Here is a 14,393-nt window from a genome sequence, read left to right on the forward strand (position 1 = left end):
TATTCGCGGCGGATCAATACCACCACAGACGACGGTGACACCATGCCAGTGCAGAAAACCTACATCGACGCCAACCAGCTACTACTGGATTCCTATGAACTGGCCCTGCATGTTTTGGAGAGTTCTTACACGCCCGACTACATTGTTGGCGTATGGCGTGGTGGCGCACCGGTTGGCATCGCCATACAGGAGCTACTGCATTTTCTCGGGCTGCAAACGGATCATATCGCGATTCGCACCTCCCACTACACTGGGATTGGCCAGACTGCTGCTTCAGTGAGCGTGCATGGGCTGGGGTATCTCGTGAAGCGGGTCAAGGCCGACAGCAGGCTGCTGCTGGTGGATGATGTCTTCGACACCGGGCGCAGCGTGGAACAGGTCATCCTCGACCTTGAGCGTCGCTGCGGTGAAAACATGCCACAGGTGAAGATAGCCACCCCCTACTTCAAGCCAGCCAACAACCTCACCAGCCTGGAGCCCGATTTCTATCTGCATGAGCGCGATGAATGGCTGGTGTTTCCGCACGAACTGGACGGCCTCAGCGACAGCGAAATCGCCGAGCAGAAACCCGGGCTCGGGCACCTGCGTGACCGCATCCTGCGCCATCGCCAGGCGCTTTAGCGCGACACCCGTCAGCCCTGCTCCGGCAGTGACCAGTCGATCGGTGCCTCACCGCGTTGCTGCAGGTAATCGTTGGCAGCGCGAAAATGCCCGCAGCCAAAGAATCCCCGGTGGGCGCTCAGGGGTGAAGGGTGCGGTGCCTTCAGCACGCAGTGCCGATTGCTGTCGATGATGGCGCCCTTGCGCTGGGCGTAGCTGCCCCAGAGCATAAATACCACGCCTTCACGTTCGCGGTTGACCAGTTCGATCACGCGGTCAGTAAACGTTTCCCAGCCTTTGCCCTGGTGGGATGCCGCCCTGGCACACTCCACGGAGAGCACACTGTTCAACAGCAGAACGCCCTGGTCCGCCCAGCTGGTCAGATAACCGTGGCTGGGCACCGGCAGGCCAAGCTCCGCGTTAATCTCCTTGTAAATGTTCTGCAGGGACGGCGGCACCTTTACTCCGGGCTTTACCGAAAAACACAGGCCGTGTGCCTGGCCTTCACCGTGATAGGGATCCTGCCCCAGAATCACCACCTTCACCGCGTGCAGCGGCGTGTGCTCGAAAGCACTGAAGATTTCACTGCCCGCTGGAAAGATACGCTTGCCCTGGCGTTTTTCACTGCGCAAAAACTCAGCCAGCTGCTGCATGTAGGGTTGCTGGAATTCGGCGCCCAGCTTGTCCAGCCAGCTGCGTTCGAGCCTGATATCTGCCGTTGTCACGCCAGCCTCACTGCACACACGGCGCCGGCCCTAGTCACAGGCCGCCAGCAAAAATACCTGGGGTTCACCGTCCGCAGGCACCGGCGAGCGAGGCTGCCCACTGGCTGCCAGTTGCAGCGTGGGGATCAGCTTGTCACGCTGACGCTTGCCGGCGCTGGCATTGCGCGCCGCAGCAAGTGGCGCAGCGGCAAACGCCGCGTCACGCTGTGCCTCCGGCGCGTCCGCGTAAAGCGTGGTGCGCATGCGCGGCTCCCTGTGCAAACGCCTGATCTGCTGTTCCATTTGCGTTGGTGACCACTCCTGGCCGTGGCCGGACCCTGCCGCACGGGTGATACTTTCATTCATCAGGGTTCCGCCGAGGTCATTGGCACCGGCTGCCAGGCAGGTGGCGACACCCTCCGCTCCCATCTTCACCCAGGATGTCTGGATATTGTCGATAAGGCCGTGGAACACCAACCGCGCTACCGCATGCATCAGCACCGCTTCGCGGAAAGTCGGCCCGCGGCGGGCGTTGCCCTTGAGATACAGAGGCGCTTCCATGTGCACAAAGGGCAGCGGTACGAACTCGGTGAAACCGCCGGTGCGCTGCTGCAGTTCGCGCACCAGGCGCAAGTGCCTTGCCCAGTGGCGCGGCGCCTCCACATGGCCGTACATGATCGTGGCCGTGGTGCGCAGCCCAAGCTCGTGCGCCGCCTCCATAACGTGTAACCATTGCGCCGTGTCGAGCTTATCCGGGCACAGGACGGCCCGCACCTCGTCGTGGAGAATTTCCGCAGCTGTACCCGGCAGCGTGCCCAGCCCGGCGTCACGCAGCTGGCGCAGGTAGTCCCGGACCTCGATTCCCAGCGTCTGCGCCCCCTGCCATACCTCCAGTGGTGAAAATGCGTGCACATGCATCCCCGGGGTTGCCAGGTGCACCGTGTGCAGGATGTCCAGGTAGGTCTGGCCGGTGTAATCCGGGTGGATACCACCCTGCATGCAGACCTCGGTCGCGCCACGTTCCCAGGCCTCGGTGCAGCGACGCGCTATCTCCTCACCGCTGATATCGTAGGGGCGACCGCGCAGGTTTTCGCTGGCCTTGCCCTTGGAAAACGCGCAGAACTGGCATTTGAAATAACACACATTGGTGTAGTTAATGTTGCGGTTCACCACATAGCTCACGCTGTCACCCACGGTGCTCGCGCGCAAGTCGTCAGCCTGCTTTACCAGGTAGGCGAAATCGGCGCCGCGGCTCTGGAACAGCCGCTCGATGTCCGCATCAGCAAGTTGCGCCTGCGCTCGACAGCGTTTGACGATTTCCCGGAGTTCGGGGGAAACCGCTGCAGGCGCCGGATCCAGCGCCAGTAGACCCCGCTCCACTTCGGGTATGTCGCGCTCTTCACCGGGCACCCATGGGTCGCGACGCGCAAAGCCCATGCTGTCACTGTGGTTCAGCACCGCCGTGTGCACGGCAGGATCCAACCAGCGCGCTCGCCCGGCCACATAGGCCGGATAGATGGTGAGCCGCTGATCCAGGAATTTTCCCGCAGCCGCGGTCTCACGTGCCAGTTTATCCAGGTGTGGCCACGGCGCCTCAGGATTGACATGATCAGGCGTCAGCGGCGACACACCGCCCCAGTCGTTGATGCCCGCCGCGACCAGTTGCTGCAGGACACCAGGGCTGAGGTTCGGCGGCGCCTGGATGCTCATCCGGGCACCAAAGACGAGCCGCGCCACGGCAATGGTCCAGAGCAGTTCCTCGAGGTCAGGCTCCGGAGCCTCGGCCATCAGGGTGCCTGGTTTGGCGCGAAAATTTTGGATGATCACTTCCTGCAGGTGGCCGTGACGCGCGTGCACGTCGCGCAGCGCCAGCATGGATTCGATACGCTCCCGGCGTGTCTCACCAATACCGATCAGAATGCCGGAGGTGAACGGCACCGCAGCCTGGCCCGCCAGCTCCAGCGTCTCCAGGCGGCGCTCGGGCTGCTTGTCCGGGGACCCGTAATGCGGCATACCCTTGTCACACAATCGCGGTGCCGAGGATTCCAGCATGATTCCCATGGAGGCACTGACCTGGCGCAGCGAAGCGAGTTCCTCTGCCGTCATGCAACCGGCATTGATATGCGGCAATAGCCCGGTCTCCTGCAATACCCGGGCGGCCACATCGCGCAGGTATTCCAGCGTGGTGCCATAGCCCATCTCCGCCAGCGCTGCGCGGGCGGCGTTATAGCGTAGTTCGGGTCTCTCACCGAGGGTAAACAGCGCTTCCTGGCAACCCATGGCGGCACCGCGCCGGCACAGTTCCAGCACCTCTTCTACCGGCATGAAGGGGCTGTCGATGCGTTTTGGCGTCTGTGCAAAAGTGCAGTAGTGACACACGTCACGGCAGAGCTGGGTCAGGGGAATAAACACCTTGCGCGAGTACGTCACCAGATTACCGTGCCCACGGTCTCGCAGTTCGCCTGCCAGCGCCATCAGCGCAGGGGTATCGTCACACGCTGCCAGCGAAAGGGCCGCGCTAGCGCTGGGCAGTTCTCCAGCGAGCATGTCCTTGCGCAAGGTTTGCCACTGGCTCTCCGGGAGGGGCGCCATGCGTTGCGCCAGTCCGCTATCGAGCAGGAACTGCCGGGTATGCAGGCCGGCATCCTCGTGTCTGATAAGGTGGGCGATATCCGCAAGCTCATCGACATCGAGAGCCAATCCTTCGCGCTGCAATACTTCAACCGTCATGCCATCTACGTGTGCGGCGTCGGCGTGGCGCCGTTGGCTGTCCTCGCCAAATTCGAACTGCGGCAGGTAGTCGGCGCTAAACAACAGCATATTGGTGCCCTGGCCCGCCACGTCGGTAGCAATCACCACACCCCGCTGCGGGGGCAAGGCGTCCAGCGCCGCGTCCACGTCACCCGCGCGCATCAGCGGCAGGTCTGCGTGGCACACCAGCAGCGCCTGCGCGCCCTGGCCTCTCAACCCGGCCGCCGTCTCCGCCAGCGCACCATTGAGGCCACGATGGTTTAGACCAGTCTCATCCACGAAATCAATATCCAGCTCAGCCGCTATCTCAGCTGCCGCCGGATCGGGCGAAAGCAGGGTCACCGCAGCGATGCGGGGATGGCGTCGCAGGACAGTAAGCACGTCCCTGGCCATGGCCACCACCAGGCCCGCACGCTCCGCCGGCGTCAGCCAGGTCGACAGGCGGGTTTTCGCCGCGCTGAAACAGTTGAGTGGAACCAGGGCGTGGACTTTGTTCACGGGGACTCCAGGGCCAGGCAAGTTTTCGCCAGTTGCGTTTTGTCGTAAATATCATGCATCAGGGTGCGCGCAGTGTGCGGGCGCAAGCCGACGGCTTCAACTTCCTGTGCCAGTGTAGCGTCCGCATGATCCAGCAGGAAGTAGTCAACCAGGCCAGGATAGTTGTCCGCGTAGTGCCGGGCCACGCCTGCCGCGGTGACCGGCACCTGCAGTTCGGCCATCATTTTTGCCGCCGGCCCCTTTATCGCCGCGCCCTGGATGATAGGTGACACCAGAATGACCGGCGCCGGGTGATCGCGCAGAGCCTGCCACATTCCGGGCAGCTTGAGTATCGGATCGATGCTGACATAGGGATTGGAAGGACAGACCACGATGTGACTGAGCTCCTTGCCGGCCAGCAACGCCATGACATCCGGATTGGCTTGTGCCTGGTCCAGCCCGGCGAAGGAAAACCCGTGCACCCGGGGCTGGCAGCGCCGGCGCACGAAATAATGCTGGAATGGCAGGTCGCCCTCTGCACAGTGCACCGTGGTACGCACTGGCTGCGCGCTCATGGGGTGAACATGGCTGTGTACTCCCATGCGTGAGGCCAGCTCCCGCGTCACCGAGATCAGGTCAACGCCGGCAAGCAGCTGGCTGCTGCGCCAGAGGTGGGTCGCCAGGTCGCTGTCGCCAAGCTGGAACCAGGTCTCGCCACCCAGCGCTTCCAGGGCTGCCATCACCTGCCAGGTCTCACCGGCCAGCCCCCAGCCCTGTTCCGGGTTGGCACGGTCGGAAAGCGTATATAGAAGCGTATCGATATCGGGGCTGATATGCAGGCCCAGGTGCTGGAAATCATCACCGGTGTTGACCAGAACGTGCAGGGCACCCGCGGGCAGGATGCGGTCTAGCCCCAGCGCCAGCTTGGCGCCGCCCACACCACCCGATAGCGCCAGCACACAAGTTTCCGCCGGTTTATCCTGCGCTGTGTCCCCCGGCGGCATCAGCGAAACATATCCATGTGCCGCTCACGCAACAGGCTTTGTGAACCCACACTGGCCTCGGACAGCTTCAGCCCGCGTACCAGCACCACGGGGCAGCCCTCGGCCGCCTGCCCCATGACCAGTGAGGCCGCCGCTGCCAACTCATCGGCCACCGCCGGCTCAGTCACCTCAAGCACATTGCCGAACAGGTCACGCTCGCCCACCTGGTTGTGCGTCGGCTGCAGGCCTGCGGTGCCGATGGCCATACCCACAGTGCCGTTGCGCCAGGCGCGTCCCACGCTGTCATTGATGATCACCTGTGGGTAAACGCCGCTGCGCTGGCCGAGTTGACGACGCAAACTGGCCGCGGACTGGTCGGGGTCATCCGGCAGCAGCAGCACCGTTGGATCCTCGGGAGAGTTCTCAATGTTGGACTTGTCGATGCCGGCATTGGCCATTACATAGCCATTGCGATGTTCTACGATCACCACTCCGGGTCGCACCCGCAGCACCTCGCGACTCTCCTGCAGCACGAGTTCCGCCTGACGCGGATCCTTGTCAGCACGCCGGGCGAGTTCCCGCGCCGCTGGCGAGGGTTGCACATCAGCCAGGCGCACATAGCGCCCTTCTGCCTTGGATACGATCTTCTGCGCCAGCACCAGCACGTCGCCTGCCTGCAGGCACAGCTGGTTGCTGCCCAGGCAGTCGAGCAACAGCGCCGCCAGGTCATCCCCGGGACTCACCAGGGGAAAATCGTCCAGCGCTAACAGCTGCACGGAATTTGCCATGCTAAAAAGCGGTCTGGAATCAGTCACCAATGCCGGTAATGCGAATCCCGGCGTGGCAGCTGTACTGTTTGTTAATGACGATCAGCACCGAGGTGAGCGCCTCGGCGGCTGCGGCATTGTTGATCATGCCGGCGTGGAATCCACGCATACCGGCCGCTTCAACCAGTTTGATGACCTGCTCGCGGGCATCCTTCTTATTGCCACAAACCAGCACATCGCAGTCGACACCGCTGCCTTCCTGCAGGTGGGCTGCTGCCACATTCTGGAACGCCGACACCACGGCAACGTCCTCGCCAAGGAGGTCCTGGGCGATCTGCCCGGCGCTACCGCCCTCCGGTAACTGCACACGCCCCACGCGGGGGGGCACCAGCGGCACGGTGACATCGACCAGAATCTTGCCCTGCAGGGCGGGCTTCACCAGTTCCAGGGTGGCGGCCTGATGACTGAAGGGAACAGTAATGGCAACGATATCTCCGGCCTCGGCGGCGGCCAGGTTTTCCATGGCGCGAACGCTGACCTCGGCGACGCCACGCTCCGCCATCACCTCGTGCAGGTCAGCGACCGCGGTCTCGGCCTTGTCCAGCGTGCGCGAACCGATAATGACCTCATACCCGGCTTGCGCCCAGCGGCGCGCGAGACCGGTGCCAAGATCGCCAGTGCCACCGAGAATCGCCAGAACCGGAAGTGTATCTGTTGTCATAGTGTTTATCCTGATGAGGTTTGCATGGTGGGGAGTACAGCAATTATGACCAACTCCCGTTTGTATAATCTGCCCGGGGCACCCTTGCCGATAGCCGCTTTCCAGCCCTGTCGGGCTTCAGTTAGCATTGGCGCCGCCGCCAGCATATTATGGCTTTAGGCCAACCACCACAAGCGCCCCCGGCGGGCCGACGCCCCGAGTAAACATATATGGACAATGCAGTACAAATTAGCCCCGCAGAAGCGATGGACTTTTCCGGAAAAGCCGTGATTGTTACCGGGGGAGGCAAGGGAATCGGCCGCGGCATCAGCGAGTGCTTCCTGGCGGCTGGCGCGGATGTGCTTATTTGCGGTCGCTCTGCTCCGGAGACTCTGCCCGAGGCAGGCGGCAAGTGCGCGCTGTTCACTGCCTGCGATGTACGTGATTTTGAGCAGATCGAGGCCTGCGTGGAATACGCCGTTTCCCGGTTTGGTCGCCTCGATGTGTTAGTGAACAACGCCGGCGGCGCGCCGCACGCCGATGCCGCAACCGCTTCACCCCGGTTTTCCGAGGCGATCATACGGCTCAACCTGATCGCCCCGCTGAATTTCAGCCAGGTGGCCAACCGCGTCATGCAACAGCAGGACAGCGGCGGCAGCATCATCAATATTGCCAGTGTCAGCACCATTCGCCCCTCCCCCGGCACAGCCGCGTACGGTGCAGCCAAGGCCGGACTGGTGAATCTCGGCACATCCCTGGCGGTGGAGTGGGCACCCAGGGTACGCGTTAATGCCATCATCGTCGGCCTGACCCAAACCGAGCAGTCGCACCTGCATTACGGCGACGAAGCCGGTATCGCCGCAGTCGGTTCGACCATTCCCCTCGGCCGTATGGCCGTACCCGATGATGTAGGCAATGCCTGCCTGTTCCTGGCTTCGCCGATGGCATCCTATGTCAGTGGCACCAGTATTGCCGTGCACGGTGGCGGCGAAAAACCCGCATTCCTCGACGCGGCCAACGCTGGACAGTAAGCCGTGCGGCCACTGCCTGTTATACTCGCGCCTTGACTGGCGCCACGGGACCTCGCTGCTTTGAATAAACTGCTCCACCCCCTTTACGGCTATCCCACGGCTGCCTGGGATTTCCTGTGCGCGCTTGCTGACAACCTGCGCCTGCTGGGCACCGATCATCGCCCCCTTGAGGCCTTTACCATCGGTGACGATTTCTTCGGTGTGAATGTCGCACCGGGCGACGCGCCCGCCACCGACGACTACATCCTTGAACGCCTGGCTGAACTGGGTATCGGGCAGGTGCGCATGGACTTCAGCTACGGTAGCCCGGGAAGCCAGGCCGAGCGCCTGCTGCAGCGCCTGTTGCAGGCGGGAATCGATGTCACCCTGGACCTGTTGCCACCCATGGCTGAAGCGCAACTGCTTTACCATGACCCCGAAGCCCAGCACCGCTGGCAACGCTTCCTCACCGACGTATTGCAGCAATATGCCGGCACTGTGGCCAGGTTTGAAATCGGCAACACACCCAACCGCGGCAAGTGGTCGGGGTTTTCCTCACGCAGCTTCATCACCGCCCTCGACATCGCCCGCCAGGTCACCAGCCAGGTGCAGCCGCAGGTGTGCCTGGTCGGGCCGAATGTGTCGGATTTCGAACCCCTGTATAACGCCAGCTATCTGCGCCTGATGCGTCGCCTGGGTGCCGTACCCGTCATCCACAGTGACAACCTGTTCGTGGAGCGCGTGGTAGAACCCGAAGCCTACGACCATCGCGTGCTCGGCTGGCTCCTGCGCGAACCACTCAAGCTGAACCTCATCAAGAAAGCACGCATGCTCAACCGCATGGGTCGTCGCGTTGGCGCCGGGGGCTTTTACTGCACCTACACCTGCTGGACGATAAAGCGACTGCGCCGACGCTCGGCCTGGCCCGAGCAAAAGCGCGTGGACTACCTGGTCCGCTACCTGGTGCTGGCGGCCTCCAGCGGTGAACTCGATCGCGTTTACTGGGGACCATTGGTGTGCTCACGAGACGGGCTTATCGATGATGGCGCCGATGACTACCCCATCGTGGATCAGGTGAGTTTCTACGAGCGCATACGCGGCGAAGCCGCTGACTTTGTGCCGACAGCAGCGTATCGCGCGCTGGCGCATACGACGTCCAGGCTGCGCGGGGCCAGGTGCCTGGGCGCGCGACATGATCCGGCCGGGCTCAGCCTGTTTCACTTCCAATGCCGTGACGACAAACAGTGCCTTCTGGTGTGGACGAGGGACGCACAGGCCTGGCCTCTGCAGCAGCTGTTACCCGCACAGCTGCTGGAAACAGCGCGCTTTATGGATACATTTGGCGAAGCCGTGCAGGCACCGTTGGTGGCAACAGAACACCCGCTGTTCATCGAATTGTCCACTCCGTTCGATGTAGCGATGTGCCAGGACGTCGCTACCAGCCGCATCAGCAAGGTTGTTCACCTGTCGAGCCCCACGCACCAGTCGTTGCCGTTCAACGATACAAACTGGCACGGCGCCGTGATGCTGCGTGATGCCAGCGCGGCTTCGCCACAGGCCGCCAGTCGCGGCCTGCACCCCTCAGACATCGCTGCAGCCGCGGAGACGCGGGTCTTGCGCGACGCGCGCAACCGCCTCTGGAACATCGCTGACCCCAGCGCAGCGGAGTCAGAGATCACGGTGAAGCTCAATCGGGTCAAGGGTTTCAAACGCCTGACCTACCGCTTTTATCCGAGCAAGGGGCGGCGGCACTGGAATAACGCCTGCGACATGTTGCGTCGCGATATCAACACCCCCCTGCCGCTGGCCTTCTTCGAGGCGCCAAAAAGCCCGGGAGTGCGCGACTCCTGGTACCTTTGCCAGTTTATTCCGAACGCTTTCTCCTGCCGCGACGTGTACGCCGGGCTGCGCAATGGGGGCGGCGAATTCGCCGGGCTCTCCAGCCAACGGTGGTTTGACCTTATCGCCGGTTTCGTCTGCCACATGCACGACATGCAGGTCATACACCGCGACCTGTCCTCCGGCAACCTGATGTTTACCCAGGCCGACGATGGCGCGGTCACACCGATGGTTATCGATATCGGCCGGGCCCGCATCTGGTCGGGCCCCGGGTCGCGCGTGCGGCAACGTGATCGCATGCTGGACCTCATCCGCATCGCCTACAAGCTCGACTGGCATGACCGGACCCGCTTCATGGAGTGCTACGAGGAGCATCACGGCAAGGCCTTGTCGCCACTATGGCGAATCCCGTTCTGGTATTATGATCAGAAGCAGTCATGGAAGAAGGCCCTGAAAGGCAAGCGTAAACGCTCCCGCCAGTGACCCAGGCGGGGCGGTTTTAGCGCCACGGCATTGCGGTTATACTCAAAACGTTAAGCCGAGCCCGCCGGGCCAGCATCACCAGCGCAGGAGAGCGATGTCCAGTCCTCATCCCAGGGATACCCAGCAACCAGCCCGGCTGTCGCTTTCTGGCGGCGCGCTGTTGCTTGGCGACGTCATCTGCCTGCCAGACGGCGCTATCCAGCTGCAGCAATTCAAGCTCAAGGCCGGCACCGCCCGCAGCGGCAAGGTCAGCCTGCATAAGGGCATGCGTGCAGAGCTGTCTTTGCCCGGCAAACCCTGGTGCGGGCCGATTGAGGTAAGTATCAGTGGCGTCGACAAGGGCGCCCTGACGCTATCGCCGCGTCACCCGGACTCACCGCTGACTGACCGTTTCCTGAAAACCCTCTCCGGCGAAAGCATCAGCGCCGAGCGCGCCCCATCTGAACTGACTGGCGCCAATGACGACTACACGCGCCTCTTGCGAGCCTTCCATGACCGGGCTATCGACGACCTGGTCGCACGCCTGCCCCGCGCCATCGAAAGCATGCAGTTGGACCTGCTCGAACTGTCCACCCGCACCCGACCGGACTCCAAAGGACGCAATCGCCTCTACGAGACCGCCGTGACCCTGCGCCAACGCAAGGACGATATCGGCTTCACCCTGCTCGATAAAGTGGAAACCTATTTCGAGGAGATGGTCCCTGACAGCGGCGACCAGAGCTGGCAGCAGGGCAATGAAAACGCCAATCATCTGGGACTGGTCGACCTGGAAGAGTTCGAGGGGGACCTGGCGCTGGATCGCTGGGCCAGCGTCGCCGAGGATATCCACCATGTTGCCCTGGAAGCCCTGCTGATTCGTGTGGCCACGCTACTGGATGCAGATCCGCTGGCAGTGCGCCTTCCGGTGCACGTACGCCAGATCTGTACAGCCTTCCAGCAGGCGATGGACGTCAACGGCATCGCTGCAGAGTTGTCCAACGTGGTCTTCGAGTACTTTACCGAGCACCTTATCCGCCCCCTCGACAGCTTTTACCAGTCACTCAACGCTGAACTCTCCGAGCATGGCATCAGGCCGGAGCTCGAGGAACTGATACAGGCCAAGGGAACGCTGCTGCGAAAGGAAAGCCAGGTGCACCAGCCTGAGCGCTCACACTCGCGGCAGGACGAGACGGCCGCAGCGCAGCGCACCGCGGCACCCAATGAGCCGACAGACAGCCCCGGCGAACCCCCAGCGGCGGACGCCACGGCATCCGGGCTCAGCGCGCAAGACGGAGAAATGCTGGTTGAGGCCGCTGCGGCACTGCGCCAGAGCGGGCTCACCTCCCAGAACGTATACCAGTCTGTCGTCGACGCGCTCAACTTTCGCCGCGAGGCGGAAGGGCTGGCCGACGGCGAGGCACTCGCCGCTGGCACCCCGGTTAGCGGCACCTGGGAAGGCGCCACGGTGGCCACTTCCGACCTGGATGAAGAGGCGCTCGCCGATGCGCACACCATCGCCGATGCCCTGCGCGGCCTGCAGGGCGACCGCAACCTGCAGGCGCGCCTGCAGGAAGCCAATTCATTGCGTGCCTACCTCGCACAACACCGCGACCAGCTAAACCAGCTGCGTGAAACCAGTGGCCTGACCGCCGACAGCCTCAACCAGCTCGACCTCGTGGACAACCTGTTTGGCACCATACGCTCACAAACGGACGTCACGCCGGAGCTGCGACCAACACTGGATAACCTGCAGATTCCACTGGCACGGCTTGCTTTACTGGACCAGCGTTTCTTCCTGGACAGGGATCATGTGGCCCGCGCCGTCGTCGACCAGCTCGCTGCACTGGCCACCAGCGCCAACTTCCCCAACCCGGCACTGGAAGGCCGTATCAACAAGATTGTCGATGAAATCGTCACCGAGTATGAGGACGACACAGCGGTTTTCGATCGCGCCCTGACCAAGATACAAAAGCTCAGTTCGCAGCAGGAGCGCGCCCTGTCCCGCAACATCGAGCGCGTGGTGCGCATACAGGAAGGACAGGAAAAGCTGCAGCAGGCACGGCGCGCGGTGGCCGATGTGATCAACGAACGGGTCAAACCTCCCGCCGCTCCCCGGGTGCTGCTCGATCTTGTCGAGAGCGGCTGGCGCGACCTGCTGGTGCTCACCCACGTCAAGGAAGGGCCTGACAGTGCTACCTGGGCTGACCATATCAAGACACTTGACCAGCTGTCGCAATGGCTGGAGGACAAGCGCAACGGTGATCTCGACGAAGACATGATGATGCAGCGCGGCCTCGAGGCCGAGACGCTGATCGACATGGTCGACCAGCAGCTGGCTGCGGCGCTGCCCACCAACCTGAGTCACCAGAAAGTCCTCGATGAGCTACGCGCGATACTTGCCGGCAATAAGGAAGTCGACTCTGCCGAGGTGCCCGAGCAGCAGGACACCGGGTCAGCAGAAAAAACCCGCGCCAAGGTGGAAGACCTGCCTCGCCTGCGTCGCTGGGTGCGGCGTGTCGAGCAATTGGAGCAGGGCTGCTGGCTGACCTACCGCGACAAGAAGGGCCAGAAGCGGCGTATGCAACTGGCGTGGGTCAATTCAAGCAAAGACCGCTACATTTTCGTTAACGAGCGCGGACAGAAAATAGCCGACCTGACCGCCGTGCAATTGGCTCGCAAGCTCAGCACGGGGGTACAACCACCCGCCCCCGCCGATACACTCTCTGTGCTCGACCAGAGCCTGTACCAGACCCTGGAGCATGTGCAGAAAACCCTGAGCTTCACCCGCAATCACGACAGCCTCACCCGCCTGATCAACCGCGAGACTCTGCTCGACCAGATGGGCAGGGCCCTGCGCCATGCCCAGGTCAAGAGTTCCCAACACGCCGTTCTCTATCTCGACATCGACCAGTTCAACCTGGTGAATGACATCTACGACGAGGTCACAGGTGACGCGGTGCTACAGGAATTCAGCAACCTGTTGGCGCAATTGCATAGCAAGAAATCCTCCTCGGCGCGCATAGAGGGAGACCAGTTCGCCGTGCTGCTGATTGATCGCAGCCTGGAACAGGCCGAAGCGGTGGCCAGCAAGATCCGGGAAGATATCGAAAGCGGCAGTATGGAAATCGAGGGTGAGAACGTCACGTTCACGGTCTCCATTGGCGTGGCCCCGATACTCGAGTACAGCCCCTCCGTTGACCAGGTACTGGAATCGGCGCGTTCAGCGATGGAACACGCCAAGGAACAGGGCCGTAACCGGGTGCAGGTTTACAACGAGGACCAGTCACTGGCAGCGAGTTTCCGCCAGGAAAAGAATCTCACCCGGGAAAGCCTGGAACAGGCACTTGCCACCGACCGCTTTGTCCTGCAGGCGCAGCCCATCGTGCAGGTGGCCATAGACAGCGACCAACCGGTGAGCCGTCACTACGAGCTATTGCTGGCGCTGTCCAACCCGGATGGAACGCTGTCATCCCCGTCGGACTTCATCAGCAGCGCGGAGCGCTATGGCTTCATGAACCTGGTGGATCGCTGGGTGGTGCGCGAGGCGTTCACCTGGGTCAGTCACCTGATGGACGAGGAAAAAGAGGTGCCGCACCTGTCTATCAACCTGTCGGGCAACAGTATTACCGATGACGACTTCCTCGAATACCTGCTGGAAGAGATATCCGAATTTGGCGTGGGCACCAGCCGCATCTGCTTCGAAATCACCGAGACGGGCACGATTTCAAACCTGGTAAAAGCCGCGGATTTTGTGCGCGCATTCCGCAATATCGGCTGCAAGTTTTCTATCGACGACTTCGGCACCGGGCTGGCCAGTCACAACTACCTGCGCGAACTGCCGGTGGATTACGTCAAGATTGATGGCACGTTTGTGACCGGCATCCACCAGAATCGCTCCGATTACGCCATGGCGCGCTCGATCAATGATCTTGCGCATTTCCTCGGCCAGGAGACCATCGCCGAATCCGTGGAAAACGAGGAAATCATCCAGAAACTGAAGGAAATCGGCGTAGACTACCTGCAGGGCTGGGGCATCGCCAGGCCGAAACCCCTGGCTGAGGTCACCGAGGACCTCTCCACCATCGCCAAGTAGGCATGAG

Annotated in this window: 9 protein-coding genes; 4 read left to right on the forward strand and 5 right to left on the reverse strand. The window is 62.3% G+C overall.

Features of this window, described 5'->3' with window-relative positions:
• The first annotated feature begins 42 nt into the window (after positions 1-42).
• The gene (locus tag F0M18_RS05840; RefSeq protein ID WP_316838359.1) at positions 43-621 is read left to right on the forward strand and encodes a phosphoribosyltransferase; all 579 of its coding nucleotides are present in this window, start codon (positions 43-45) and stop codon (positions 619-621) included.
• 11 nt (positions 622-632) lie between these two features.
• Here F0M18_RS05840 and ung read toward each other — a convergent pair whose 3' ends face one another.
• From ung to npdG, 5 genes are read right to left on the reverse strand one after another with little or no spacing between them, the layout of a single operon-like run.
• Complete coding sequence (ung, locus tag F0M18_RS05845) at positions 633-1,325, reverse strand: uracil-DNA glycosylase (protein ID WP_149610467.1); 693 nt, start codon at positions 1,323-1,325, stop codon at positions 633-635.
• Between the two features lie 30 nt (positions 1,326-1,355).
• On the reverse strand, positions 1,356-4,553 hold the full coding sequence (cofH, locus tag F0M18_RS05850) for a 5-amino-6-(D-ribitylamino)uracil--L-tyrosine 4-hydroxyphenyl transferase CofH (protein ID WP_262500840.1): 3,198 nt from the start codon (positions 4,551-4,553) through the stop codon (positions 1,356-1,358).
• Positions 4,550-5,491: a 2-phospho-L-lactate transferase gene (gene cofD / locus F0M18_RS05855; protein ID WP_262500841.1), complete on the reverse strand. Its 942-nt coding sequence runs from the start codon at positions 5,489-5,491 to the stop codon at positions 4,550-4,552. Before cofD ends, cofH begins: the two co-directional genes overlap by 4 nt.
• A 44-nt stretch (positions 5,492-5,535) precedes the next feature.
• Positions 5,536-6,291 carry a coenzyme F420-0:L-glutamate ligase gene (cofE, locus tag F0M18_RS05860; protein WP_262500842.1) on the reverse strand — a complete coding sequence of 252 codons (756 nt, stop codon included), beginning with the start codon at positions 6,289-6,291 and terminating at the stop codon, positions 5,536-5,538.
• Positions 6,292-6,322: 31 nt separating this feature from the next.
• Entirely contained in the window at positions 6,323-7,003 is a 681-nt protein-coding gene (gene npdG, locus F0M18_RS05865; RefSeq protein WP_149610470.1) for an NADPH-dependent F420 reductase, read from the reverse strand.
• Positions 7,004-7,212: 209 nt separating this feature from the next.
• On the opposite strand from npdG, the gene F0M18_RS05870 reads away from it, so the two are divergent.
• The 3 genes from F0M18_RS05870 to F0M18_RS05880 all read left to right on the forward strand — a co-directional run bounded on the left by F0M18_RS05870 (position 7,213) and on the right by F0M18_RS05880 (position 14,386).
• On the forward strand, positions 7,213-8,013 hold the full coding sequence (locus F0M18_RS05870) for an SDR family oxidoreductase (RefSeq protein WP_262500843.1): 801 nt from the start codon (positions 7,213-7,215) through the stop codon (positions 8,011-8,013).
• Positions 8,014-8,073: 60 nt separating this feature from the next.
• A complete protein-coding gene (locus F0M18_RS05875; RefSeq protein WP_149610471.1) occupies positions 8,074-10,314 on the forward strand; it encodes a lipopolysaccharide kinase InaA family protein in 2,241 nt (746 codons plus the stop codon).
• A 94-nt stretch (positions 10,315-10,408) separates the two neighbouring features.
• Complete coding sequence (locus tag F0M18_RS05880) at positions 10,409-14,386, forward strand: DUF1631 family protein (RefSeq protein WP_149610472.1); 3,978 nt, start codon at positions 10,409-10,411, stop codon at positions 14,384-14,386.
• Positions 14,387-14,393: the final 7 nt, after the last annotated feature.

The organism is Pseudohalioglobus sediminis, from assembly GCF_008370495.1.
In the GTDB taxonomy this organism is placed as follows: Bacteria; Pseudomonadota; Gammaproteobacteria; order Pseudomonadales; family Halieaceae; genus Halioglobus.

Coding starts and splice junctions, on each gene's coding strand:
- F0M18_RS05840 (WP_316838359.1), top strand. CDS start 43: ATGCCAGTGCAGAAAACCTACATCGACGCCAACCAGCTACTACTGGAT.
- npdG (WP_149610470.1), bottom strand. CDS start 7,003: ATGACAACAGATACACTTCCGGTTCTGGCGATTCTCGGTGGCACTGGC.
- F0M18_RS05870 (WP_262500843.1), top strand. CDS start 7,213: ATGGACAATGCAGTACAAATTAGCCCCGCAGAAGCGATGGACTTTTCC.
- F0M18_RS05880 (WP_149610472.1), top strand. CDS start 10,409: ATGTCCAGTCCTCATCCCAGGGATACCCAGCAACCAGCCCGGCTGTCG.